Source organism: Rubrivirga aquatilis, assembly GCF_046845665.1.
Lineage (GTDB): Bacteria > Bacteroidota > Rhodothermia > Rhodothermales > Rubricoccaceae > Rubrivirga.
Window position 1 is genome coordinate 2399653 of sequence record NZ_CP177355.1, and the last position, 20796, is coordinate 2420448.

Annotated in this window: 19 protein-coding genes and 1 tRNA gene; 9 read left to right on the plus strand and 11 right to left on the minus strand. The window is 70.8% G+C overall.

All coding sequences use genetic code 11. From position 1 onward, the window contains the following. Nucleotides 1–33 precede the first annotated feature (33 nt). Together hemH and ACLII4_RS10435 are read left to right on the plus strand one after the other, a co-directional pair. Nucleotides 34–1275 carry a ferrochelatase gene (hemH, locus tag ACLII4_RS10430; protein WP_412067335.1) on the plus strand — a complete coding sequence of 414 codons (1242 nt, stop codon included), beginning with the start codon at nt 34–36 and terminating at the stop codon, nt 1273–1275. Next, nucleotides 1275–1676: a hypothetical protein gene (locus tag ACLII4_RS10435; protein ID WP_412067336.1), complete on the plus strand. Its 402-nt coding sequence runs from the start codon at nt 1275–1277 to the stop codon at nt 1674–1676. The genes hemH and ACLII4_RS10435 overlap by 1 nt, the downstream gene beginning before the upstream one ends. On the opposite strand, the gene ACLII4_RS10440 is transcribed toward ACLII4_RS10435, so the two are convergent. Next, nucleotides 1673–2062 carry a TonB-dependent receptor plug domain-containing protein gene (locus ACLII4_RS10440; RefSeq protein ID WP_412067337.1) on the minus strand — a complete coding sequence of 130 codons (390 nt, stop codon included), beginning with the start codon at nt 2060–2062 and terminating at the stop codon, nt 1673–1675. The genes ACLII4_RS10435 and ACLII4_RS10440 overlap by 4 nt on opposite strands. Nucleotides 2063–2238: 176 nt before the next feature. Further along, nucleotides 2239–4461 (minus strand): ribonuclease R, encoded by a 2223-nt coding sequence (gene rnr / locus ACLII4_RS10445; protein ID WP_412067338.1) that lies wholly within the window; start codon nt 4459–4461, stop codon nt 2239–2241. Nucleotides 4462–4589: 128 nt separating this feature from the next. On the opposite strand from rnr, the gene ACLII4_RS10450 reads away from it, so the two are divergent. Then, complete coding sequence (locus tag ACLII4_RS10450; RefSeq protein WP_412067339.1) at nt 4590–6626, plus strand: protein-disulfide reductase DsbD family protein; 2037 nt, start codon at nt 4590–4592, stop codon at nt 6624–6626. Between the two features lie 2 nt (nt 6627–6628). Then, nucleotides 6629–7291, plus strand: coding sequence for a redoxin domain-containing protein (locus ACLII4_RS10455; RefSeq protein ID WP_412067340.1), 663 nt, complete (start codon nt 6629–6631; stop codon nt 7289–7291). Nucleotides 7292–7303: 12 nt separating this feature from the next. Here the strand turns inward: ACLII4_RS10455 and ACLII4_RS10460 are convergent, their stop codons facing one another. From ACLII4_RS10460 to ACLII4_RS10470, 3 genes are all read right to left on the minus strand, one after another. Beyond that, complete coding sequence (locus tag ACLII4_RS10460) at nt 7304–7624, minus strand: hypothetical protein (RefSeq protein WP_412067341.1); 321 nt, start codon at nt 7622–7624, stop codon at nt 7304–7306. Nucleotides 7625–7813: 189 nt separating this feature from the next. Next, nucleotides 7814–7972, minus strand: coding sequence for a DUF5989 family protein (locus ACLII4_RS10465; RefSeq protein WP_412067342.1), 159 nt, complete (start codon nt 7970–7972; stop codon nt 7814–7816). A 116-nt stretch (nt 7973–8088) separates the two neighbouring features. Continuing rightward, nucleotides 8089–8164: transfer RNA gene (locus tag ACLII4_RS10470), tRNA-Gly, on the minus strand. A 117-nt stretch (nt 8165–8281) separates the two neighbouring features. Here ACLII4_RS10470 and ACLII4_RS10475 point away from each other — a divergent pair. Both ACLII4_RS10475 and ACLII4_RS10480 read left to right on the plus strand, forming a co-directional pair. Beyond that, nucleotides 8282–8830, plus strand: a complete 549-nt coding sequence (locus tag ACLII4_RS10475) for an NUDIX hydrolase (RefSeq protein WP_412067343.1) — start codon at nt 8282–8284, stop codon at nt 8828–8830. A gap of 50 nt (nt 8831–8880) precedes the next feature. Then, complete coding sequence (locus ACLII4_RS10480; protein ID WP_412067344.1) at nt 8881–9195, plus strand: hypothetical protein; 315 nt, start codon at nt 8881–8883, stop codon at nt 9193–9195. Nucleotides 9196–9256: 61 nt separating this feature from the next. Here ACLII4_RS10480 and ACLII4_RS10485 read toward each other — a convergent pair whose 3' ends face one another. Continuing rightward, complete coding sequence (locus ACLII4_RS10485) at nt 9257–10336, minus strand: prephenate dehydrogenase/arogenate dehydrogenase family protein (RefSeq protein WP_412067345.1); 1080 nt, start codon at nt 10334–10336, stop codon at nt 9257–9259. A gap of 41 nt (nt 10337–10377) precedes the next feature. On the opposite strand from ACLII4_RS10485, the gene ACLII4_RS10490 reads away from it, so the two are divergent. The 3 genes from ACLII4_RS10490 to ACLII4_RS10500 all read left to right on the plus strand — a co-directional run bounded on the left by ACLII4_RS10490 (nt 10378) and on the right by ACLII4_RS10500 (nt 11989). Then, nucleotides 10378–11172, plus strand: coding sequence for a rhomboid family intramembrane serine protease (locus ACLII4_RS10490; protein WP_412067346.1), 795 nt, complete (start codon nt 10378–10380; stop codon nt 11170–11172). A gap of 78 nt (nt 11173–11250) precedes the next feature. Continuing rightward, nucleotides 11251–11646, plus strand: a complete 396-nt coding sequence (locus ACLII4_RS10495; protein ID WP_412067347.1) for a T9SS type A sorting domain-containing protein — start codon at nt 11251–11253, stop codon at nt 11644–11646. 130 nt (nt 11647–11776) lie between these two features. Continuing rightward, nucleotides 11777–11989, plus strand: a complete 213-nt coding sequence (locus tag ACLII4_RS10500; protein WP_412067348.1) for a hypothetical protein — start codon at nt 11777–11779, stop codon at nt 11987–11989. Nucleotides 11990–12074: 85 nt separating this feature from the next. Here the strand turns inward: ACLII4_RS10500 and ACLII4_RS10505 are convergent, their stop codons facing one another. The 5 genes from ACLII4_RS10505 to ACLII4_RS10525 all read right to left on the minus strand — a co-directional run bounded on the left by ACLII4_RS10505 (nt 12075) and on the right by ACLII4_RS10525 (nt 20614). Then, nucleotides 12075–14642 (minus strand): ATP-dependent Clp protease ATP-binding subunit, encoded by a 2568-nt coding sequence (locus ACLII4_RS10505; protein WP_412067349.1) that lies wholly within the window; start codon nt 14640–14642, stop codon nt 12075–12077. 92 nt (nt 14643–14734) lie between these two features. Next, nucleotides 14735–15130, minus strand: a complete 396-nt coding sequence (locus ACLII4_RS10510) for a HesB/IscA family protein (protein ID WP_412067350.1) — start codon at nt 15128–15130, stop codon at nt 14735–14737. A 176-nt stretch (nt 15131–15306) separates the two neighbouring features. After that, the gene (locus ACLII4_RS10515; protein ID WP_412067351.1) at nt 15307–18036 is read right to left on the minus strand and encodes a lamin tail domain-containing protein; all 2730 of its coding nucleotides are present in this window, start codon (nt 18034–18036) and stop codon (nt 15307–15309) included. A gap of 97 nt (nt 18037–18133) precedes the next feature. Further along, on the minus strand, nt 18134–19336 hold the full coding sequence (locus tag ACLII4_RS10520) for a M20 metallopeptidase family protein (protein WP_412067352.1): 1203 nt from the start codon (nt 19334–19336) through the stop codon (nt 18134–18136). Between the two features lie 129 nt (nt 19337–19465). Further along, complete coding sequence (locus ACLII4_RS10525) at nt 19466–20614, minus strand: glutamate--cysteine ligase (RefSeq protein WP_412067353.1); 1149 nt, start codon at nt 20612–20614, stop codon at nt 19466–19468. Between the last annotated feature and the right edge of the window lie 182 nt (nt 20615–20796).

Genomic DNA, 20796 nt, shown 5'->3' on the forward strand with positions numbered 1-20796 from the left:
ATCCCCCAGGCGGCCGTCCAGACTCCTTTCTGAATGTCCCCACTGACGTACCTCCGAACGTACCGGCCGGACCCCGCCATCCTGACGGGCGAAGCGTTTGACCAAGCGGTTGTGCGCGTGTCCCCAGGGGACGTCGTCGGCGTGGTGACGATGGAGTTGGGCGGGCCGCTCACCCCGACGGACGTCGCGCCGTTCCTGGAGAGTCGGTTGCTGGACCCCGTCGAGGTCGACCTCCGGGTGCCCAAGGCACTGCGGCCCTCGGTGGCCCGGGTCCTCGCCAAGCGGCGGGGCCGCGCGCTCCAGCAGTCCTTCGAGATGATCGGCGGCTGCAGCCCGCTCCGGCGCCACGTCTCCGAGCAGGCGCGAGCCCTGGAAGACCGGCTCAATAGCCGCTTTGGCGGGGCGCTCAGCGCCGAATTCCGCACCTACGTCGCGATGCGCCACGGCGACCCCTCGATGGCCACCGCGCGACGCCGGATGGCAGAGGACGGGGTCTCGAAGGTGATCCTGCTGCCACTCCAGCCCCACTTTTCCGCGTCCACCGGCGGGTCGTCGCTGGCGTACTGGCGGGCCCACGGGCCGGTTGAGGCGCCCACTACGCTGGTCTCGGAGTACGCCACCCACCCGAAGCTCATCCGCGCGCTCAACGAGCGGATCGACGAAGGGCTCCAGCGGTTCGACCGCGAGGTCCGGGGCCGCGTCCGCATCCTCTTCGCCGCGCACGGCGCGGCCAAGCGGCACCTCACGCGGCTCGGCGACCCCTACTGCTGCCAGGTACACGCCACCGTCCGTGCCGTTCTGGACGCCCGCACCGACGGCCGGGAGTCCTCGGTGGCCTTCCTGCCCACACTCGGCTCAGGCGCGGAGCTTGGGGAGCGGGTCGGCGACGCGGTCGCCGATGCGGCCGACGACGGGGCCTCCGCGCTGCTCGTCGTCCCGATCTCGTTCCTGTCGGACCGGATCGACACGGCCTTCGACCTCGACGTGACTGGCCGAGCGGTCGCCGCTAAGGAGGGCATCCGCCACTTCGAGGTGACGAACGGCCTCAACGACCACCCGTTGGTGATCGACGCGCTCGCGGAGTGCGTGGTGACCCACGTCGAGCCCGACGTGCTCGACGCAGGCTTGGGTTTGGCTGACTCGTCTCTCACGCCGACGCCCTCACACTGCCCAGTCTGCGATCGCGTACCGCACACGCGCGCATGGCTTTCCGAGGCCCCCACGCTTGTCACGGAGACCCGCCCGGACGAGGACGCCCAGCGATCGGCCGCGTAATGCCCTCGGCGCATCTCCTGCGGACGCTCGCCTCGGTGGCCCCGGGGACGGTCGTGGCCGATCTCTCGGCGGGGGAGACCACCCCGGCCCTGGTCGCACTCGGCTTCGACGTGGTGGCCGTTTCCGACGCGGCGATCGCGGGCGCCTCCGCCGTCGCCCGCCCGGCTGACCTCGAGGACGCCTCGGCAGACTGGGTGGTCGTGGGCGCGCCCGACGACGGGTTCTCCCAGCTCCCGGACGCCGCCCGCGTGCTCCGGGCGGGCGGATGGGTCTGGATCGCCGCCGACGGCCCCGCCGTGCTTGCCGCCGCCGCCGGCGTAGGGCTCGTCGTGTCCGAGGCCCCCGGCGTGACGGACGGCGCGCCGCACGTCATCTTCCGCAAGCCCGGCGCCGTCGGCTAATTGGCACCCCGGCGGGTGGTGATCACGACGACGCCGTTCGCGCCTCGGGGCCCGTAGACGGACGTCTCGCTGGCGTTCTTGAGCACCCGGATGTCTGTGATGTCGGCGCGCGACAGGCCGGCCAGCGTGCCGCCCGGCCCGGGCGCGACGGGCGAGCCGTCGATCACGTACAGCGGCTCCTGCCCGGCCATGAACGAGGTCTCGCCCCGGACGCGGACCTGGATCCCGCCCGCGCTCTCCCGCACGTCGACGCCGGCAAAGCGCCGGAGCTCGGCCTCGATGGGCTCGGCGCTGGAGTCGGAGGGGTCCGCGGACGCTCCCTCGCGGGAGGACGTCGTGCCGCAGGCGCTGAGGAGGAGGGCGGCGGAGAGGAGGGCGAGGCGCATGTCTGCAGGGTGGAGAGACGGGAACGTAGCCGCCGCGAGGTCGCGGGGCGAGTCCCATGCGTCGCACCCCCTCACAAACGGCTCCGATCGCAGGCGGACGCCCTCGCAGGCGAACGGAAACGCCAGCCGATCCTCACGGGTCGGCTGGCGTTGGACGGCTCGCGAGCGGGGTCGAGCTAGCGGCGCTTGCGGCCCTTGGGGCGGGCGCCGCGCGTGGTCCGCTTGCCCTGGCGGTCGCTCGTCCGGCTGCCGGACTTTTTGGATTTGTCGTCGATCCGCCCGGGCATCTCGACGAAGGCGAGATCGACGCGGCGGGTCTCCGGCTCGGCCGCCTCGATCCGCACGCGGCACGCGTCGCCGACGTGGATCCGCCGGCCCGACGACTTGCTGACGAGCGTGTAGCGGCGCTCGTCGTACTCCCAGTACCCGTCCATCTCGCGGATGTGGATGAGCCCCTCGACGAGCAACTTCGTCATCTGGACGAAGACGCCGAACTTGGTGACGCCGACGACGACGCCGTCGAACTCGTCGCCGATGTGGGCCGCGGCGTACTCGACCTGCTTGAGCTTGATCGACTCGCGCTCGGCCGAGGTCGCCTCGCGCTCGCGGTTCGAGGTGTGCTCGCCGGCCACCTCGAGGGCCTCCTCGGTCGGGATGGCGCCCTCCTGCTGGCCGTGCGCGCGCTTGAGCACGCGGTGGACGATCAAGTCCGGGTACCGGCGGATGGGCGACGTGAAGTGCGCGTAGTACTCGAACCCCAAGCCGTAGTGGCCGATGTTGTCGGGCGAGTAGACGGCCTTCGACATCGACCGGATGGCGGCCTGCTCTAGGATCGGCGCCTCGGGCGAGCCCTTGGCCGACATCAGAAGGGCGTTCAGCTTGGCCCGCTCGACCTCGCCGTTCTTGTGGGGGAGCGACCGCCCGAACGTCTTGACGTAGTCGGAGAGCGCCGTGATGCGCTCGCGGTCGGGCTTGTCGTGGATCCGGTAGAGGAGCGGCACGTTGCGTTTCTCGGCCTCCATGGCGACCGCCCGGTTGGCGAGCAGCATGAACTCCTCGATCAGCCGGTTGGCCTCCTTGCGCGGCTTCTCGTACACGTCGATCGGCTCGCCCTGCTCGTTGAGCTTGACCCGGACCTCGGGCACGTCGAAGTCGATGGCGCCCTCGGCGACGCGCTTCTTGGTCAGCGTCCGCGCCAGCTCGCCGGCCCGGAGCACCTCGTCGGCCATCTCGTGCCCCGCGCCGTCGAGCACGTCCTGGGCGCCGTCGTACGTGAAGCGGTGCTTCGAGTGGATCACGGTCTCGTGGATCTCCCACGAGTGGACGTGGCCACCGCCGTCGACGACCATGATGCATGAGTACGCCAGCTTGTCCTCGTGGGGGCGGAGCGAGCAGACGCCGTTCGAGAGGGCCTCGGGGAGCATCGGGATGACGCGGTCGACGAGGTAGGTGCTCGTCGCGCGGTCGTAGGCCTCCTTGTCGATGGTCCCGCCCTCGGGGACGTAGAAGCTCACGTCGGCGATGTGGACGCCGACCTCGGTCATGCCGTCGCCCAGGTCGCGCGTGTGGATCGCGTCGTCGAAGTCCTCGGCGTCCTCGGGGTCGATGGTGAAGACGGGGTAGTCGCGCAGATCCAGCCGGCGGGCGATTTCCTTCTTGGTGATGCCCGGCGTGATCTGCTCGGCGGCGGCCTCGACCTCCGGCGGGAAGTCGGACGGCGTGCCGTGCGCCATCGCCAGCGCCAGGACGTCGACGCCGGGGTCGCCGACCTTGCCAATCACCTGAACGACCGTGCCCTCGGGCGAGGCCTTGGGGTCGTCGTAGGCGTCAATCGTCACGACCACCTTGTCGCCCGGCAGCGCGCCGTTCCAGTTGTCGCGCGGGACGTAGATGTCGTGCGTCATCCGCTGGTCGTCGGGGACCACCCAGCCGGACTTGCCGGTCGTGGCGAACGTGCCGACGGTCTGCGACCGGCCGCGCTCGACGACCTCCAGCACCTCGCACTCGCGGAGCTGATCGGAGGGGCGGCCCTTCTTCTCGGCCGCCAGTGCCACGCGGACGCGGTCGCCGTGCATCGCCGTCTTCATGCGGCGCGGGCGGACGAAGTACTCCGTCCCGTCATCGGTCTTGAGGAAGCCGTAGCCCTGGGGGGAGACGGACAGCCGGCCGACGGCCTCGTGCCCGTCCGTCTTGTGCTGGATGCGCCCGCCCTTGAGCTTGTCGACGGCGCTCGAGTCGCGCAGTTCGTCGAAGGCGTCGAGGAGCGCCTGGTACCGGTCCTGATTCTTGATGCCGATCGCCCGGGACAGCTCCTTGGCGCGGTACGCGCGGTCGTGGTGCTTGTCGAGAAAGGCGAGGATTTGCGGCTTGATGGCGTCGACGTCGCGTCGGTCGGTCATCCGGGGGGGAGGGAGACGAGGAAAACGGGGAGTGGGTGGTACCGTCCGCGACGGGGTCGGGTCCGTAAGGACGTGCGAATCCTGCGCGTCCGGAGACCGGCGCGCGGGCGCCGTCGTTTCTTGCGTCTATGCGCGTGCTCTCCCTCGTCTTCGCCCTTCTCTCGGCTGGCACCAGCGCCCAGGTGCCGGCGCCCGCCGACCCGACCCCGCACTCCGACGTGCGCTTGGTCGCCGACGCGACGGCCATCGCGCCCGGCGACACCCTGGGTGTCGCCGTCGAGATTGTCGTGGAGGACGGGTGGCACGTCTACTGGCAGAACCCTGGCGACAGCGGCCAGCCGGTCACGGTCGAGTGGACGCTGCCGGCGGGCGCTGGGGCCGGGCCGCTCCGCTTCCCGGCGCCGGACGTCTACGAGGAGGCCGGGATCGTGACCTTCGCGCACGGCGGCACCCCGATGTTCGTCACCGACGTGGTACTGCCCGCGGGCGTGTCGGGCGCGGTCGACCTCGCGGCCGACCTCCGCTACCTCATCTGCGCGGATGTGTGTCTGCCCGCCTCTGCGACGCTGGCGTTGACGGTGCCGGTCGGGGAGACGGTCCGGACAGGCGCGCTCGACGCCGCCCGCGCTGCCCTCCCGATCCCGTCGGCCGAGTGGACCGCCAGCGCGAGCGCGACGGCCGGCGGCTACGTGCTGACCGTCGTCCCGCCCGCCGGCGTCGACTTCGCGGACGCCACGTTCTTTCCGTCCGCCAAGGGCGTGCTCGACCACGGGGCGCCGCAAGCCTTCCGCGCCGAGGGCCGCGCGTACGCCGTCGAGCTGACCGGGTCGCCATACGCCAGCAGTCCGAGCGAGACGCTCGCGGGCGTCCTCGTCGCTGGCGATGCGGCCGTCGAACTGTCCGTGCCTGTCGCAGGCGTCGATGTCGCCGCCGTCGCGCTCACGTCGTCGCTGACGCTGTGGAGCGCGCTGATGCTGGCGCTGCTCGGCGGCGTCGTGCTCAACCTGATGCCGTGCGTCTTCCCGATCCTGAGCATCAAGATCCTGGGGTTCGTCGAGGGCCGCACCGACGACCGCCGCGCGCTGCGGCTGCACGGGCTGGCGTTCGGGGCCGGCGTCGTGGCGTCGTTCCTGGCGCTCGCCGCCGTGCTGCTGGCGCTGAAGGCGACCGGCGACGGGACCGGCTGGGGCTTCCAGCTCAGCTACCCGTGGGTCGTGGCCGCACTCGCCGCGCTGATGGTGGCGCTGGCGCTCAACTTGTTGGGCGTGTTCGAGATCGGCCAGGGCGCCGCGCGGGTCGGGGGCCAGCTCGACCGGGGCGACGGCCTGAGCGGGGCGTTCCTGTCCGGCGTGCTGGCGACCGTTGTGGCCTCTCCGTGCACGGCGCCGTTTATGGCGGGCGCGCTCGGGTTCGCCGTCGTCCAGCCCGCGCCGATTGCGCTGGCCGTCTTTGGAGCCCTCGGTGTCGGGATGGCGGCGCCGTACGTGCTGCTCAGCTTCCAGCCTGCGCTCCTCGACCGGCTCCCGCGTCCGGGCCCGTGGATGGTGACGCTGCGCCAGGTTCTCGCCTTCCCGCTGCTGGCGACGGCCGTCTGGCTGGTCTGGGTGTTCGGGACGCTGCGCGACCTCGACGCGGCGGCCGTGCTGCTGCTGGCGCTCGTTGTTGGCGCGCTCGGCGCGTGGGCGTGGGGGCGGTGGCCGTCGGGCTCTCCGCGCCGCGCGCTGGTTGTCGGGCGGACCACGAGCCTGTTGGCGATGGGGGCGGCAGTCGCGCTGGCGGGTGCGTCGCTGGCGCCAGAGACCGAGACGTGGGCGGCCTACGATGCTCGCGAACTCGAATCGCTGGTGGCCGAGGGGCGCCCCGTGTTCGTCGACGTGACGGCGTCGTGGTGCCTCACCTGCCAGGTCAACAAGCAGACCGCGCTGGCATCGGACGCTGTCGAAGAGGCGTTCGCGGCGCACGACGTGGCCCGTGTGCGGGCGGACTGGACGGACCAGAACCCGGCCGTCACCGCGTTCCTCGACCGCTTCGGCCGCTCGGGCGTCCCGCTCTACGTGCTCTTCCCGGGCGACGGTGCCGAGCCGGTCATCTTGCCCGAAATCCTGACGCCCGGCATCCTGGTCGACGCCCTCGGCACCGCTCCTCTCGACACCGCCTCCCGCTAGCCATGCGCGCCTCGCTCCTCGCCCTCGCCCTGTTCACCGCTGCGTGCGCAGAGGCGCCCGAGCCCGCCGACGCGCCCACCGAGACGGTCGTAGCGACGGAGACCCTCCAGACCGCCCCGACGCCTGGGGCGCAAGCGCCCACCTTCGAGCTCGTTGACACCGCCGGCGAGACGCACGCGCTAGCGGACTACCGGGGCCAAACGGTCGTGCTGGAGTGGCTCAACTACGACTGCCCCTACGTCGGCAAGCAGTACGGCGGGGGCGCGATGCAGGCCCGCCAGCAGCAGGCGGAAACCGACGGCATCGTCTGGCTCTCCGTCGTGTCGTCGGCGCCCGGCGAGCAAGGCCACTTCGAGCCCGCCGCGATGGACGCCCGCACCGCGAGCGAGGGCGGGCAGCAGGCCGCCGTGCTCCTCGACCCGACCGGCACGGTCGGCCGCGCCTACGGCGCCCAGACGACGCCCCACATGTTCGTAATCGACGCGGGGGGCGCCGTCGTCTACAATGGGGCCATCGATGACCGCCCGACGAGCGATCTCGCCGACCTCGACGGGGCCCGCGACTACGTAGCAGACGCGCTGGCGGCGCTCGCCGATGGGCGCCCGGCGGACCCGGCGACCACGCCGCCCTATGGCTGTTCCGTCAAGTACGCTGCCGGCACATAGGCCGACGTCGCGCTAGCGGGTCGGGACGACGAGGAAGTACGAGCCACCCACGCGGACGTAGCTCTGCGAGGGCGTCCGGAAAACGGGGGCGGCGGGGCGGGCCTGAACGGCGCGCATCGGCTGGCGCAGCGTGCGGTTGGCCCGGATGCCCCGGTAGCGGCGCGCGAGCCGGCCCTGCTGCGGCGGCCGGCGGGCGTAGGTCGTGACGCGGACCGCTTCGCCCGCGTGGGCCGGAACCACGAAGGTGGACCGCAAGCTGGGCCGGATGGCCTCCTGAGCCTGGGTGGGGGCGGCGAAGGCGAGGGCCAGCAGGCCGAGGGCGACGAGGCGCATGCGACGAGGAAGAGAGAGACCTGAGCCAAGGCAAGCGCAACCCCGGTCGAACATGCGCCCGACTCAGACGGGAACGATGGAATGCAAGCGTTCCGCAAGTGGGTGGCAAATGGCTTGTGCGGATGCGCCGTCCCAGAAGTGAGGCACGCCACGCCTTGCGTTCCGATGGTCCGCTGAGCCGATGATCCGCTAAAAGAGGGCGTAGACGAATGGCGCGAGCGCGCTCCCAGAGGCGGCCGTCACGATCCCGCCGAGCAGCAGGAGCACGATAACGATCGGGAGCAGCCACCACTTTTTGCGGACGCGGAGGAACTGCCAGAACTGGCGGACGACGGTGAGCTTCGCCATAGCGGGGGAGGGGGCGGACGCGAACCTACCGGCGCGTCGCTGGCGGTCGAGGTTGTGCGGGCCTCGCGTCGGTAGGTCGAACAAAAAACGCCCCCGGAGGCATCTCCGGGGGCGTCTGGAGCGGAACACGGGACTCGAACCCGCGACCTCCACCTTGGCAAGGTGGCGCTCTACCAGCTGAGCTAGTTCCGCATGCGCCCGGTGACCCGAGCGGACGACGAAGGTACGGGCCCCCCCGCGCGGGAGTCAACGCGGGATGCGTGCCGAGCGCCCTCTTCACGCCGTCTCAGCGCCCGGCTAGCTTTGGGCATGGACACGCCTCGCCCCTGGACGCCGCTCGCCTCCCATCGAATCGTCGACCGCCCGTGGCTCGGGCTCCGCGCCGACCGCGTCCGGCTGCCCTCCGGCCACGTCATCGACGAGTTCCACGTCGTCGAAGCGCCGGACTGGGCGTGTGTGCTGGCGCTCACGGACGACGGCGAGGCCGTGCTCGTGGAGCAGCATCGGTACGCGCTCGGGGTCGCGTCGCTGGAGCTGCCCGCCGGAGTCGTCGATCCTGGGGAGACGCCGGCGGCGGCGGCGCGGCGCGAGCTCCGCGAGGAGACCGGATACGAGACAGGGGTACTGCTGGCGCTCGGCGCGCTGGCGCCGGAGCCCGGGCGGCAGACGAACGTCGGACACGTCTTCGTGGGCACCGGGTGCCGGAAGGTGGCCGAGCCGGACCCCGAGGTGTCGGAGGATCTCCGTGTCCGCGTCGTCGCAGTCGACTCGCTGGTGGGGCTGGTGGAGGAGGGGAGGGTCGTTCACGCGGTGCATGCGGCCGCTGTGTTGTGGGCGCTCGCCCGCGGGCTCCTCTGAACCCCGGCTCGCGTCCGGGCGTTGACCCGGCCACTTCTCCCCCTCAGACCATGCAGAAAGAACTCCAGACCCTTCTCGTCTCCGTCAACGTCGAAGAGCACGACGGCCAGGACCAGCACATGACCGAGATCGGTCGCCAGATCGGCCAGGGCTGGAAGGTGATCCAGGCCATCCCGTTGTCCGGCGAGGAAGCCGGTCCGGGCGGCCTGTCGGAAGACTTCATGCGCTACCAGGTGACGGTCGAGCGCGCGGTCGACTCCGACAACGTGATCGTCGACGCCGATCGGGGCGGGGCCGCCGCGCTGAAGGACGTCGGGCAGGTGTCCGCCGCCTTCGACGGCCCGATCAACGACGAGGAGGAGTAGTCCGGGGAGCAGGGAGCGAGCAGGGGCAGAGCGCGGACCCTGCTCGCCCCCGCTCCCAGACCTAGCGTCGCTCCGCGCGGTAGCCCGCCGCGTTGAGAGCCTGGAGGGCGGCGTCGGCGTCGCCGGCCGTCTCGAACCCGAAGCGAAACGTCCCGACCTCCCCAGAGCGGATGCGTAGGAGCTCTGCGTCCCGCAGATTGAGCCCGGCCTCGGCGACGGCCCCGGTGAGCCCGTGCAAGAATCCGGGCCGGTCATCGGCCCACACGACGATGTCGGCGAGGGGCGTCAGCGAGCCCTTCGAGGCCGAGGGCAACGCCGCGCGCGTCTGCCCGGCGTGTTCAAAGGCGGTCGCCAGGGCGTCCGGCGTCTCCGCCACCGCGTTCCGGACGGCGTCGAGCTGGCGCCGGAAGCCGTCGAGCGCCCTGAGGACGGCGTCGCGGTTGTCGCGCAGGATCGGTCCCCACGTCGAAAACGGCGAGCCAGCGATCCGCGTCATGTCCCGAAACCCGCCCGCCGCCAGCGCCAGCGCGTCGTCTCCAGCCTCGGCGGCCGACTCGACAAGGGCAACCGCCAGCAGTTGGGGCAGATGGCTCACGGCGGCGACGGCGCGGTCGTGCCGCTCGGCCTCCATCACCACGGCCCGCGCGCCGACGGCGTCGACCAGCCACAGCGCCTCCGGCGCGAGGTCGTCCGCGTCCTCCGGCGTGAGCACGTAGACCGCATTCTCGAACAGCAGCGCGTCGGCCTGCCCAGGACCCCCGGCCGCCGCGCCCGCCATCGGGTGGCCGCCGATGAACCGAACGCCGGGCAGGGCCCGCGCCGCCGCCATGATGCTCGTCTTGACCGAGCCGACGTCTGTGACGAGCGCGCCGGGTTGGGCGTGCTCGGCGGCCGTCGCCAACAGGTGGGGGAGGGCGTCGAGCGGCGCCGCCAGCACCACGACGTCGCCGACCGCGGCGGCACCGGCCAGGGAGGAGAGTCGCGACACGGCGCCGCGCGTGAGGGCCGTCTGCGCGTGGTCCACGTTCGGGTCGGCGCCTACGACCTCGACCGCAGGAAACCGTCGCCGGATGGCTAGGCCAAGCGAGGCGCCGATCAGGCCGGTGCCCAGGATGGAAACAGTCGTTGGACCCGGGGACACGGCGGCGCGGTTGGAGGGGCCGCAACGTACCGACCCCCCGGATGCTCTTCCCGATCAGCGACGACGACCGCCACCTTGACGGCCGCGCCTGGGCCACGATCCTGCTCGTGGTCGCGAACGTGCTCGTCTTCGGCTACCAGCTCGCCGACCCCGCGTTCACCTACGGCTGGAGCGTCGTTCCGGCCGAGCTGACGACCGGGGAGGACCTCGTCAACGACAAGCCGATCCCGGGGCTCGACGGCGGCGTCGAGATCCGGTCGTCGGCCGACATCCCGCAGCGGCCGGCCCCGGGCCCGGGCGCGCTGCTCTACCTGACGATCCTGTCGGCCATGTTCATGCACGGCGGGTGGGCCCACATTGCTGGCAATGTGTTGTATCTGTGGATATTTGGAGACAATGTCGAGCATCGGTTCGGAACCGGCCCGTTCCTGCTCTTCTACCTTGCCAGCGGCATCGTGGCGACGCTTGTGCAGGTCGCCATGAGCCCGAGCGGACTGATCCCAAACCTCGGCGCCAGCGGGGCCATTGCCGGGGTGCTTGGCGCCTATCTGGTGTTGTTTCCGAAGAACCGGGTCCACGCCGTGTTCTTCATCCGCGTCGTATCCGTCCCTGCGGTTCTCGTCTTGGGGCTGTGGATCGGGCTCCAGTTTTTTAACCAGTGGGGCGCGTCGGCGATTACGGAGGAGACCGGGGGAGTGGCCTATGGCGCCCACATCGGCGGCTTTCTGACGGGGATGGCGGTCGCGCTCATGCACCGCTCGTTCGGCGGGAAGGAGCGGCCGAACGTGCTGGACCCGGCCATCCGCGCCGATACCCGAACTCGAAGACTCTGGTAGGGCACGCTTCGGCCCCCGGATCCGTTTGGATCTCTTACCCGTAGACCCGACCTTACCGCCGGTCCCCCCCCCACGCCGATGGCCCTTTTCTACTCCGTCCGACGTTTCGCCCTCGTGGCCGCCCTGCTGGCGGTCGGCGCCGTCCCCGCGCTCGCCGCGGCCGTTCCCGGCGCCGAGGTCTCGCTCGTTCAGACGGACGACGCGCCGCGCCCCTTCCGCCTCTCGGCCCCGAGCCCGAACCCCTTCTCGGCCTCGACGCGGCTGACGTTGACCATCGACGAGCCGACGACGCTCTCGGTCGCCGTCCACGACGCCCTCGGGCGCCGCGTCGCGCTCCTGCACGACGGCGACCTTGCCGCGGGCACCTACACGTTGCGCGTCGGCGCCGGGGACCTGCCGCCGGGCCTCTACCTCATCCGCGCCACCGACGGCCGAGGGCAGACGGCCACCCGGTCGGTCTCGCTGATCCGCTAGCAATCCGCTCCGACTCGACTTGCGAACGCTGGCGCTCCATCCGGGCGCCAGCGTTTTTTTGTGCCCGTGCTGGATTCGGAACTGCTGGCCCAGCCGCCGCCGTTTACAATCGGTACCTCCGCGCGTCTCCATGTCCGATGCCCCCGACCGCCCATCTGACGAGCGTCTGCCCGCCGACGCGCTCGAGCCCGTCGTTCCAGTCGAGGAGACCATCGACCCGGCGAACGAGGTCGACGAGGCCAGCTACGAGTCCTTCCCGGCCAGCGACGCGCCCGGCTATCGGGGCGGAGTGGTGACGAGCCGCGACTACGATCCGCCAGCGGACGCCGGGGACTCCGACTAACCCCGGCGCCAGTGCACTGCTACAAAACGAGACCGCCCGCCCCGGCGCAGGGCCGAGGCGGGCGGACCGACGGATCACGGGGGCGCTAGTCGTCGGAAGCGGGGGCCTCGGCTTCGGGCTCTTCAGCCTCGGCGTCCGGCTCCGGGGCCGCCTTCTTCTTGCGCTGCTTCCGGGTCTTGAACGAGAGCTCTTCGCCCTCGCCCTTGTAGTCGACCGAGATCTTGGCGCCTTCCTGCAGGTCGTTGGTCAGGATGGCCTCGGCCATCGGGTCCTCGACGTACTTCTGGATGGCGCGGCGGAGCGGTCGGGCGCCGAACTGGGGGTCGAAGCCCTTCTCGACCAAGAACTCCTTGGCCGCTTGCGAGAGCTCGATCCCGATGCCGAGCTCCTCGACACGCGCGAAGAGGTCCGCCTTCATCACGTCGATGATCTCCAGGATGTGCGACTTCTCCAGCGGGTGGAAGACGATGACGTCGTCGATCCGGTTGAGAAACTCGGGGTTGAAGACCTTCTTGAGGGCGTCCTCGACGGTCGACTTCATCTTCGAGTAGTCGAAGGCGTCGTCGGACAGGGAGAAGCCGATCCCCTTGCCCATGTTCTTGATGTCCCGGGCCCCGATGTTCGAGGTCATGATGATGATCGTGTTCCGGAAGTCCACGCGGCGGCCGAGGCCGTCGGTCAGGATCCCGTCGTCGAGCACCTGGAGCAGGATGTTGAACACGTCGGGGTGCGCCTTCTCGATCTCGTCGAGGAGCACGACCGAGTACGGCTTGCGGCGGACCTTCTCGGTCAGCTGCCCGCCCTCCTCGTAGCCGACGTAGCCGGGAGGCGCACCGACGAGCCGCGACACGGAGAACTTCTCCATGTACTCCGACATGTCGATCCGGATGAGCGCGTCCTGGCTGTCGAAGAGGTACTCGGTGAGCCGCTTCGCCAACTCCGTCTTGCCGACGCCCGTGGGCCCCAGGAAAATGAACGAGCCGATGGGACGCTTGGGGTCCTTGAGGCCCGCGCGCGTTCGGCGGATCGACCGAGACAGCTTGACGAGCGCCTCGCTCTGCCCGACGACCTTGCCCTTGAGCTCCTCCTCCATGTTGAGCAGCTTGGCGCCCTCGGTCGTCTGCACGCGGTCGACCGGCACGCCGGTCATCATGGCGACGACGGCCGAGATGTCGGTCTCGGTAACGGGGTACGTCTCGTCCTCGGCCTGCCGCTCCCACTCCTCCTTGACGTTCTGGAGCTCCTCTTGGAGCTTCTTCTCGCGGTCGCGGAGCTGAGCGGCCTTCTCGAAGTTCTGCGACTTGACGACCTGGTTTTTCTCCTCCTTGACGGCCTCGATCTGCTCTTCGAGCTCGATGACCTCCGGCGGGACCTTGATGTTGGCGAGGTGGACGCGAGCGCCCGCCTCATCCAAGACGTCGATGGCCTTGTCGGGGAGGTGCCGGTCGGTGATGTAGCGCTCGGACAGCTTGACGATCAGCTCGATCGTGCCCTCGGCGTACTCGACGTTGTGGTGCTCCTCGTACTTGCCCTGGATCTGGGTCAGGATCTCGACGGCCTCCTCCGGCGTGGCCGGGTCGACCAGGATCTTCTGGAAGCGGCGGTCGAGCGCGCCGTCCTTCTCGATGTACTGGCGGTATTCGTCGAGCGTCGTCGCGCCGACGCACTGGATCTCGCCGCGCGCGAGCGCGGGCTTGAACATGTTTGAGGCGTCGAGCGACCCGCTGGCGCCGCCGGCGCCGACGAGCGTGTGGAGCTCGTCGATGAACAGGATCACGTCCTGGTTCTTCTCGAGCTCCGTCATGACGGCCTTCATCCGCTCCTCGAACTGGCCACGGTACTTCGTCCCGGCCACGAGCGCGGCCAGGTCGAGCGTCACGATGCGCTTGTCGTAGAGGATGCGGGAGACCTTGCGCTGGACGATGCGCAGCGCGAGCCCCTCGGCGATGGCCGTCTTGCCGACGCCGGGCTCGCCGATGAGCACGGGGTTGTTCTTTTTGCGGCGGGACAAGACCTGCGCCACGCGCTCAATCTCGACCTCGCGGCCGACGATCGGGTCGAGCTTGCCGTCCTCGGCGAGTGTGGTAAGGTCCCGGCCGAAGTTGTCGAGGACCGGGGTCTTGGATTTTTCAGCCATCTCTCGTTTGCTGCTGGATCGGGAGCGCCCGCCGCGCGAGGGCGGCTCGTCGGACGACGCGGCGCGGGGGGAGGCCTTGCCGGACAGGATCGAGTCGAGCTCGGCGCGGACGGCGTCGTAGCTCACCGAGAAGGCCTGCTGCAGGATCTGGGCGGCGACGTTCTCGTCGTCGCGCAGGAGCGAGAGCAGCAGGTGCTCGGTCCCGATCACGTCGCTCTTGTAGAGCTTGGCCTCGAGGTAGGTGATCTTGAGGACCTTCTCGGCCTGCTTCGTCAGCGGGATGTTGCCGACCGTGAGCGTGCCGCCCGACGAGCGGACGGTGTCCTCGACAGCCTTCTTGAGCTTGAAGAGGTCGCAGCCGAGGTTGCGCAGGATCTTGACGGCGATGCCTTCGCCCTCCCGGATGATGCCGAGGAGGAGGTGCTCGGTGCCGATGTAGTCGTGCCCGAGCCGGATGGCCTCCTCTCGGGAGTACGAGATCACGTCGCGGACGCGGTTGGAAAAGTTGCCTTCCATGGGGATCAGTGGGTCGGTCGGTGGATCAGTCTGTAAGAACGCGGGGGGGGTGAACGCCGGTCACCGACCCAGGGATCTACCGACCCACCGGTTTAGGCCGCGAACGACGAGCCGCAGCCGCAGGTCTGGGTGGCCTGGGGGTTCTCGAAGACGAACCCGCGGGCGTCGAGGCCGTCGTGGTAGTCGACGGTCGTGCCCATGAGGTAGAGGCCGTGGCGCTTGTCCATGAACACGGCGATCGGGTCGCCGCCCTCGGCGGCGAGGTCGAACGCCAGGTCGTGCTCGCGGCGCTTGTCGAAGCCGAGCACGTAGCTCATGCCCGAGCAGCCGCCGCCCTTGACGCCGACGCGCAAGCCGTACTCGGCGGGGATCTGCTTGTTGGCGACGATCCGGCGCACCTCGGCCGCGGCGCGGTCGCTGAGGGAGACGGGGGGCGGGAGCGTCGGGGCGCCGGCAGGCGCGGTCGGGGCGATCGGGGTCGTGTTCATGGGTCCGGGGGCGGTCGGGTCGAATCGTAAACGGCCACCGCTGTTCCGTCCGTGCCGCTGGCCCGGGTGGATTCCTCGCGCAGCCACCGCAAGGTACGGGGCTGCCGGAGCGCCGGACCGCACGCGCAGGAACGCAGGGTCGAGGGCCTCGTTTGCGCTCGTGCGTTCCGGCGTGCCTACCCCCGAGGCCGCGCCAACACGATCGCCCCGCGCAGCGCCTCCGTGGTCCCGCCCTGCGCGTCGACAGCCTCGACGAGGACGACGTAGATCCCCGCGCGCAGCGGGCGCCCGTCGTCGCCGGTGCCGTCCCACGTGAGCGTCGCCGTCGATCCGCTCAGGCGGCCCGGCTCGAGCTCGCGGACGAGCCGGCCGCCGCCGTCGTAGACCCGGGCGCGGACGAGCGCGGCCTCAGTCGACAGCGCGTACGTGATCCGGGCGGCCTCCCCCAACGTCGGCGCGAACGGGCTGGTGACCGTCAGCGATGCATCGCGCTCGACGGGCGTCCCGGCGATGGCGACGGAGTTTGGCGCCGACGGCGTACCCCCGGCTTGCGCCAGCGACGACGACCAGTTGGCGGCCACGTTCGGGTCGGCCCTCGCGTCCCGACGCTCCAGGCTGATCCCGGTCGAGACGTCGAGCTCGATGCGGTGCCACCCAGGCTGGTAAACGACGGAGTCGAGGACGGTGCCCGCCGCGCGCAGGACGATCGCCTCGCCGCTGTTCGACAGGCTGATGGCGGTGCCGCCGACCACGAACGGGGCGTCCGGGAACGCGGCCCGGAAGCCGTCGGCGTCGCGGACGACGGCGACGTATTCGCCCGGCAGCAACACGGCGGGCTCGGACGCCAGCGGGGCGCCGTCCCCGTCGCCGTCGTCGAGCGTCACGCGGTCGAGCGAGAAGACGCCCGAGGCGGACGTGTTGAGCGCTTCGACGTACTCGCCCGCGCTCCCGACCGCCGGGTCGTACAGGATCTCGGTGATCGCCAGGTCGCCCGCGCCCGGCGTGTCGGGCGTGCCGACGAAAAAGCGCGCCGACGTGCTGGCGGTCGTGTTGCCCGCCAGGTCGGTCAGTCCGGAGACCGAGAGCGTGTACACATTCGGCTCGGCGAGGTCGCCCGCCAGCACCACCTCGACCGCCTCGACCCCGCCGTCTGCCGTGTCGGTCGCCGTCACGCTCGCGACGGTCGCCGTCTCGACGGCGTAGGCGCCAGCGTTGGTTGCCGAGGACTCAATCACGGGCTCGGAGAACGTGACCCGGAGCCGCGACGGCGACAGCGCGGTGACGCGCGCGATCACGGGGGCCAGCGTGTCGGGCGTGAAGTCGACCGTCGTGGAGCTGCTCGCGGTCGTGTTGCCCAGCAGGTCGGTCAGGCCGGTCGCGGTGACCGTCGAGGTCCCGGCGGCAAGCGGGGCGGAGAGCGCGAGGGCGACCGTCGTGCTCTCGGGCGTGTAGCTGGCGTCGGTGACGGTCGTGCCGCTGACCGAAAAGGCGCCGGGCGTGACGGAGGCAGGCGTGGCGGGCTCGTCGAGGGCGACGAAGACGGTCCGGCCGTCCGGGGACGCGGCTGCCGACACCAACGTCGGGCCGGTCACGTCGGGCATGAACTGGCTGTTCTGCGCGCCCGGCGTCCCACCGCCGGGGGCGGTCGTGGTGGCCCAGTTAGCGGCGACCGACGAGGGGCCATCGGGGTCCTTGCGCTCGAGGCTTCCGTCCGTTCCGCCCCACGAGGGCAGGTAGCTCAGCGCGTCGATCGTCTGGCCCTGGTACGCCAGCACAAGGTCGTCGCCGGAGTTGTTGAGCGGGCTCCACCCGGGCTGCTCGACGAACGCGACGCCGGGGAAAAGGGCCGCGAACGCCGCGCCGTCGTCCACGATGACCGCGTAGCCGCCGGGCTCGACAAAGACGGCCGCCGTCGTGATCGGCTCGGGGTCGCCGGTCGAGTCGTTGAGCGTGAGGTCGCGCAGGTCGAACGACTGGTCGGTCCGGTTGAACAGCTCGACGAACTCGCCGGGGTTGCCGCTCGACGGCGGGTCGTAGAGGAACTCGTTGAGGACGAGGTCGCGCGGGGCAGGCACGGCGCCCTGCCCGAAGACAAAGCGTGAGGTCGCCGACGCCAGCACGTTTCCGCGCACGTCCGCGATGCCTTGGACCGTGAGGGTGTACGTCTGCGGCCCAGCGAGCGGGACGGCCAGCGCGAGCACGACCTCGTTGGGGGCGTCCCCGATCATCGCGAGCGCAGGCGTGCCGATGCCGCCGTCGATGGAATAGTTGCTGGTGGTTTCCGCGCTGCTCGCGTCGACGGGCTCAGAGAAGGTGACGAGCACCGTCTGGGCATCGAGCGGTTCGGCCGTGACGAGGCCGGGCGGGTCGGTGTCTAGGGCGAAGACCGAGTTCTGCGCCCCCGGCGTGCCGCCGCTGCTGGCGGTCGAGGTCGCGAAGTTGCTGGCCTGGGCGCTCGGGCCGAGCGGGTCGATCCGCTCCAGCGACGCGTCCGCGCCGCCCCATGAGGGGAGATAGGGGACCGCGTCGACCTCGGTCCCGCCGCGCACGATGGCGAGGCGGTCGCCAGAGTTGTTGAGGGCCGGGAAGCCGTCGAGATCGACGAACGGGACGCCGGGATACGCCGCGGCGAAGGCGTCGCCATCGCGCGTGAGCACCAGAAAGCCGCCCGACGCCAGCACCGTCCCGGCGGGGACCTCGGCCGACGTGCCGCCGCCGTCGGTCACGGCCAGCCCGCCCAGGTCGTGCGCGCCGTCGCTCACGTTCAGCACCTCGATCCACTCGTTGCCCGACGCCTGCGGCGCGGGCGGGTCGTACATCACCTCGTTGACGACGAGGTCGCTCTGCGGTTGTGCAAGCGCAGGGAGGGCAACAAGAGCGAGGACAGCGAGGGCGGCGCGACGCATCCGGGCGGGCAGGGGATCCACCCTAAGAATAGAGACCACGCCCTAAGTGCGGGATCCGTCAACCGTAGAGGCCCTCCCGAAACGCCCACGCCCCGGATCATGCCCGGCGCGCGAGGTCCCGCAAGCAGACCTCCGACATCAGACGGGCCGCAAGGGGGAGCGCGCCTTCGTCGAGGTCGAAGCGGGCGTGGTGGAGCGGGTACCGGGTCTCGGGGCCGCTGGCGGAGCCGACACGGATCATGGCGCCGGGCACCTTCTGGAGGAAGTACGAGAAGTCCTCGCCGCCCATGCTCGGGAGCGGGATGTCGACGACTGACTCGCTCCCGAACACGTCGGTGGCGGCTCCACGCGCGGTCGCCACCTCGTCCGGGGTGTTGACGACGGCCGGCAGCGTCGTGCCGAACTCGACCTCTACGTCGGCGCCGTAGACCGCTCCCAGGGCGCCGGCGACCCGGCGGATCTTCTCGCGCAGGAAGCCCAGCGTCTCGCCGTCGGTACAGCGCAGCGTGCCGCCGAACTCGACCGACGCCGGGATCACGTTGAGCGCGTCGCCGCCCGCGACGCGGCAGATGGTGAGCACGGCCGTCTTGCGCGCGTCCGTCACCCGGCCCGGCAGCTGATACAGCTCGGTCGCGATCTGGGTCGAGACCCAGACGGTATCCACGGCCTCGTGGGGGCGGGCGGAGTGCCCCGACCGCTCGCTCTTGACGGTGACCGTGAACGGCGCACACGCGGCCGTCAGCGAGCCGCTGCGGAAGCCGAACCGGCCGACGGGCAGCGACGGGTCGACGTGGACGGCGTAGGCCGCCTCGATGCCGTCGAGCGCCCCGTCGGCGATGACGGCGGGGGCGCCGGACGGGGAGACCTCCTCGGCGGGCTGAAACACGACGCGAACCGTCCCTGCGAACTCGTCGGCCCGCTCGCGCGCCAGCAGGAGCACGCCGCCGCCAATCGCCATGTGGGCGTCGTGGCCGCAGGCGTGCATCCGGCCTGGCGCCTTCGAGCGGTACTTCGCCGTGGTCTGCTCGTGGATCGGCAGCGCGTCCATGTCGGCCCGGTAGACGACGGAGGGGCCGGGGCGGGCGCCCACGACCTCGACCATCATCCCGATCTGCCCGACGGGCGGCGACGGCTCGAAACCCCGCGCCTCCAGCCACGCGCGGAGGGTCGCTGCCGTCTCGCCCAGGTCGAACCCCGTCTCGGGACAGGCGTGCAGCGTGCGGCGCAGGGCGACGAGGGACCGGCGAAGATCGGGCAACAGGTCGGGCGTCACGTCGGGGGGAGCGGGGCTGGCGATCACAGTGTGGCGGGGGGGACCGGGGAAAAGGTCGCAACGCCCGCCGGGGCGAATCCGTTCGTCGAACCCGGACGGCGGGCGGGGTCAGGATCGACATTCGCCGGCGATCCCTCGCCCCTCCGCGGCCCCTCCCTACGCGCCGATGCTGTCGCGGAACTCGGCCGACAGCGCGGCCACCACATCGGGGAGGCGCCGCGTCCGCTCGTACGTCGCCCGCTGGCGCTCGTAGCTGCCCCCGTGGTTCAGGATCTCGTAGAGGCCGGCCAGCTCCGTCGCGCAGTTCAGCCGCTCGGCGACAGGCGTCAGCCGCTCGATGAGCTGGGGGAGGAACTCGCGAAGCGGTGCGTGGTCGCCGTCGTTGTCGAGGATGATGTCGGCGTCGAGCCCGTGACGGACGGCCCGCCACTTGTTCTCGCGCAGGATCCACGGCTTGAGGAGCTTGAGCGGCGCGCCGCTCTCGTAGCGGTCGCCGATGGCCACGACCAGGCACTGCACGAGGGCCACCAGCGACGCCAGCTCCTTCATGGTCGAGGGCGAGTCGCAGATGCGGATCTCCAGCGTCCCGAAGGTGGGGTGCGGCCGGATGTCCCACCAGATCTCGCGGATCGTCTCGATGGCCTTGGCCCGAACGAGCGTGTTCATGAACCGCTGGAACTCGCCGTAATTGGCCAACCGGTACGGCAGCCCGGCCGTCGGCATCCCCTCGAAGATCTTCGACCGCGTCGACGCCAGCCCGGTGTCCTCGAAGTCCACGAACGGGCTCGAGGCGGAGATCGCCAGCAGGTGCGGCAGGTACCCGGCCAGCGCGTTCGACACGGCGATGGCCTTCTCGCCCGACGACAGCCCGACGTGGACGTGCAGCCCGTAGATCAGCAGCCGCCGCGCGGGCCACTGGATCTTGTTGACCAGGTTCTGATAGCGGTCGTTGGGGAAGACCTTCTGGTCGCGCCACTGCCCAAACGGGTGCGTCCCGGCAGACGAGAAGGCGATCCCGAGTTCGTCGCCGACCGCGTACAGCTCGCGGATCGAGCCGGTTAGGTCAGCGACGGCGCCTCCGACGTCGTCGCAGATCCCGGTGATCACCTCGATGGTCGACTGGGTGAGCTCCTGCTTGATCTTGGGGTGATCGTAGCCGACCCGGTCCAAGAGGTCGACCGACCCCTGCTTGAGGTTGTACGTGACCGGGTCGACGAGCTGGAGCTCGAGCTCGACGCCCAGCGTATGGCCGGGCGACGAGGTGAAGGGAATGGGGGCCAGGGCGGCGGCCGGAGCGAGGTTCATGCGTGGGGTGAGGGCGCTCGGCAAGATCCGCGCTCTGTGAAGGAATGACAAACGGCCATTTATGAGGCAGGTGGAGCCAATGTCCGGGGGTCTGCGAAGCCGTCGCCGGCCGGCCGCTGCCCCGCTCGATGCGTAGTCCCGGCGCACGCACCCGCTCCGCCTCCAGCGTCCGTGGAGCGTGG

Coding starts and splice junctions, on each gene's coding strand:
- hemH (WP_412067335.1), top strand. CDS start 34: ATGTCCCCACTGACGTACCTCCGAACGTACCGGCCGGACCCCGCCATC.
- ACLII4_RS10465 (WP_412067342.1), bottom strand. CDS start 7,972: ATGGCGAAGCTCACCGTCGTCCGCCAGTTCTGGCAGTTCCTCCGCGTC.
- ACLII4_RS10475 (WP_412067343.1), top strand. CDS start 8,282: ATGGACACGCCTCGCCCCTGGACGCCGCTCGCCTCCCATCGAATCGTC.
- ACLII4_RS10490 (WP_412067346.1), top strand. CDS start 10,378: ATGCTCTTCCCGATCAGCGACGACGACCGCCACCTTGACGGCCGCGCC.
- ACLII4_RS10460 (WP_412067341.1), bottom strand. CDS start 7,624: ATGCGCCTCGTCGCCCTCGGCCTGCTGGCCCTCGCCTTCGCCGCCCCC.
- ACLII4_RS10495 (WP_412067347.1), top strand. CDS start 11,251: ATGGCCCTTTTCTACTCCGTCCGACGTTTCGCCCTCGTGGCCGCCCTG.
- ACLII4_RS10450 (WP_412067339.1), top strand. CDS start 4,590: ATGCGCGTGCTCTCCCTCGTCTTCGCCCTTCTCTCGGCTGGCACCAGC.
- ACLII4_RS10510 (WP_412067350.1), bottom strand. CDS start 15,130: ATGAACACGACCCCGATCGCCCCGACCGCGCCTGCCGGCGCCCCGACG.
- ACLII4_RS10440 (WP_412067337.1), bottom strand. CDS start 2,062: ATGCGCCTCGCCCTCCTCTCCGCCGCCCTCCTCCTCAGCGCCTGCGGC.
- ACLII4_RS10515 (WP_412067351.1), bottom strand. CDS start 18,036: ATGCGTCGCGCCGCCCTCGCTGTCCTCGCTCTTGTTGCCCTCCCTGCG.
- ACLII4_RS10525 (WP_412067353.1), bottom strand. CDS start 20,614: ATGAACCTCGCTCCGGCCGCCGCCCTGGCCCCCATTCCCTTCACCTCG.
- ACLII4_RS10480 (WP_412067344.1), top strand. CDS start 8,881: ATGCAGAAAGAACTCCAGACCCTTCTCGTCTCCGTCAACGTCGAAGAG.
- ACLII4_RS10505 (WP_412067349.1), bottom strand. CDS start 14,642: ATGGAAGGCAACTTTTCCAACCGCGTCCGCGACGTGATCTCGTACTCC.
- ACLII4_RS10455 (WP_412067340.1), top strand. CDS start 6,629: ATGCGCGCCTCGCTCCTCGCCCTCGCCCTGTTCACCGCTGCGTGCGCA.
- rnr (WP_412067338.1), bottom strand. CDS start 4,461: ATGACCGACCGACGCGACGTCGACGCCATCAAGCCGCAAATCCTCGCC.
- ACLII4_RS10500 (WP_412067348.1), top strand. CDS start 11,777: ATGTCCGATGCCCCCGACCGCCCATCTGACGAGCGTCTGCCCGCCGAC.
- ACLII4_RS10435 (WP_412067336.1), top strand. CDS start 1,275: ATGCCCTCGGCGCATCTCCTGCGGACGCTCGCCTCGGTGGCCCCGGGG.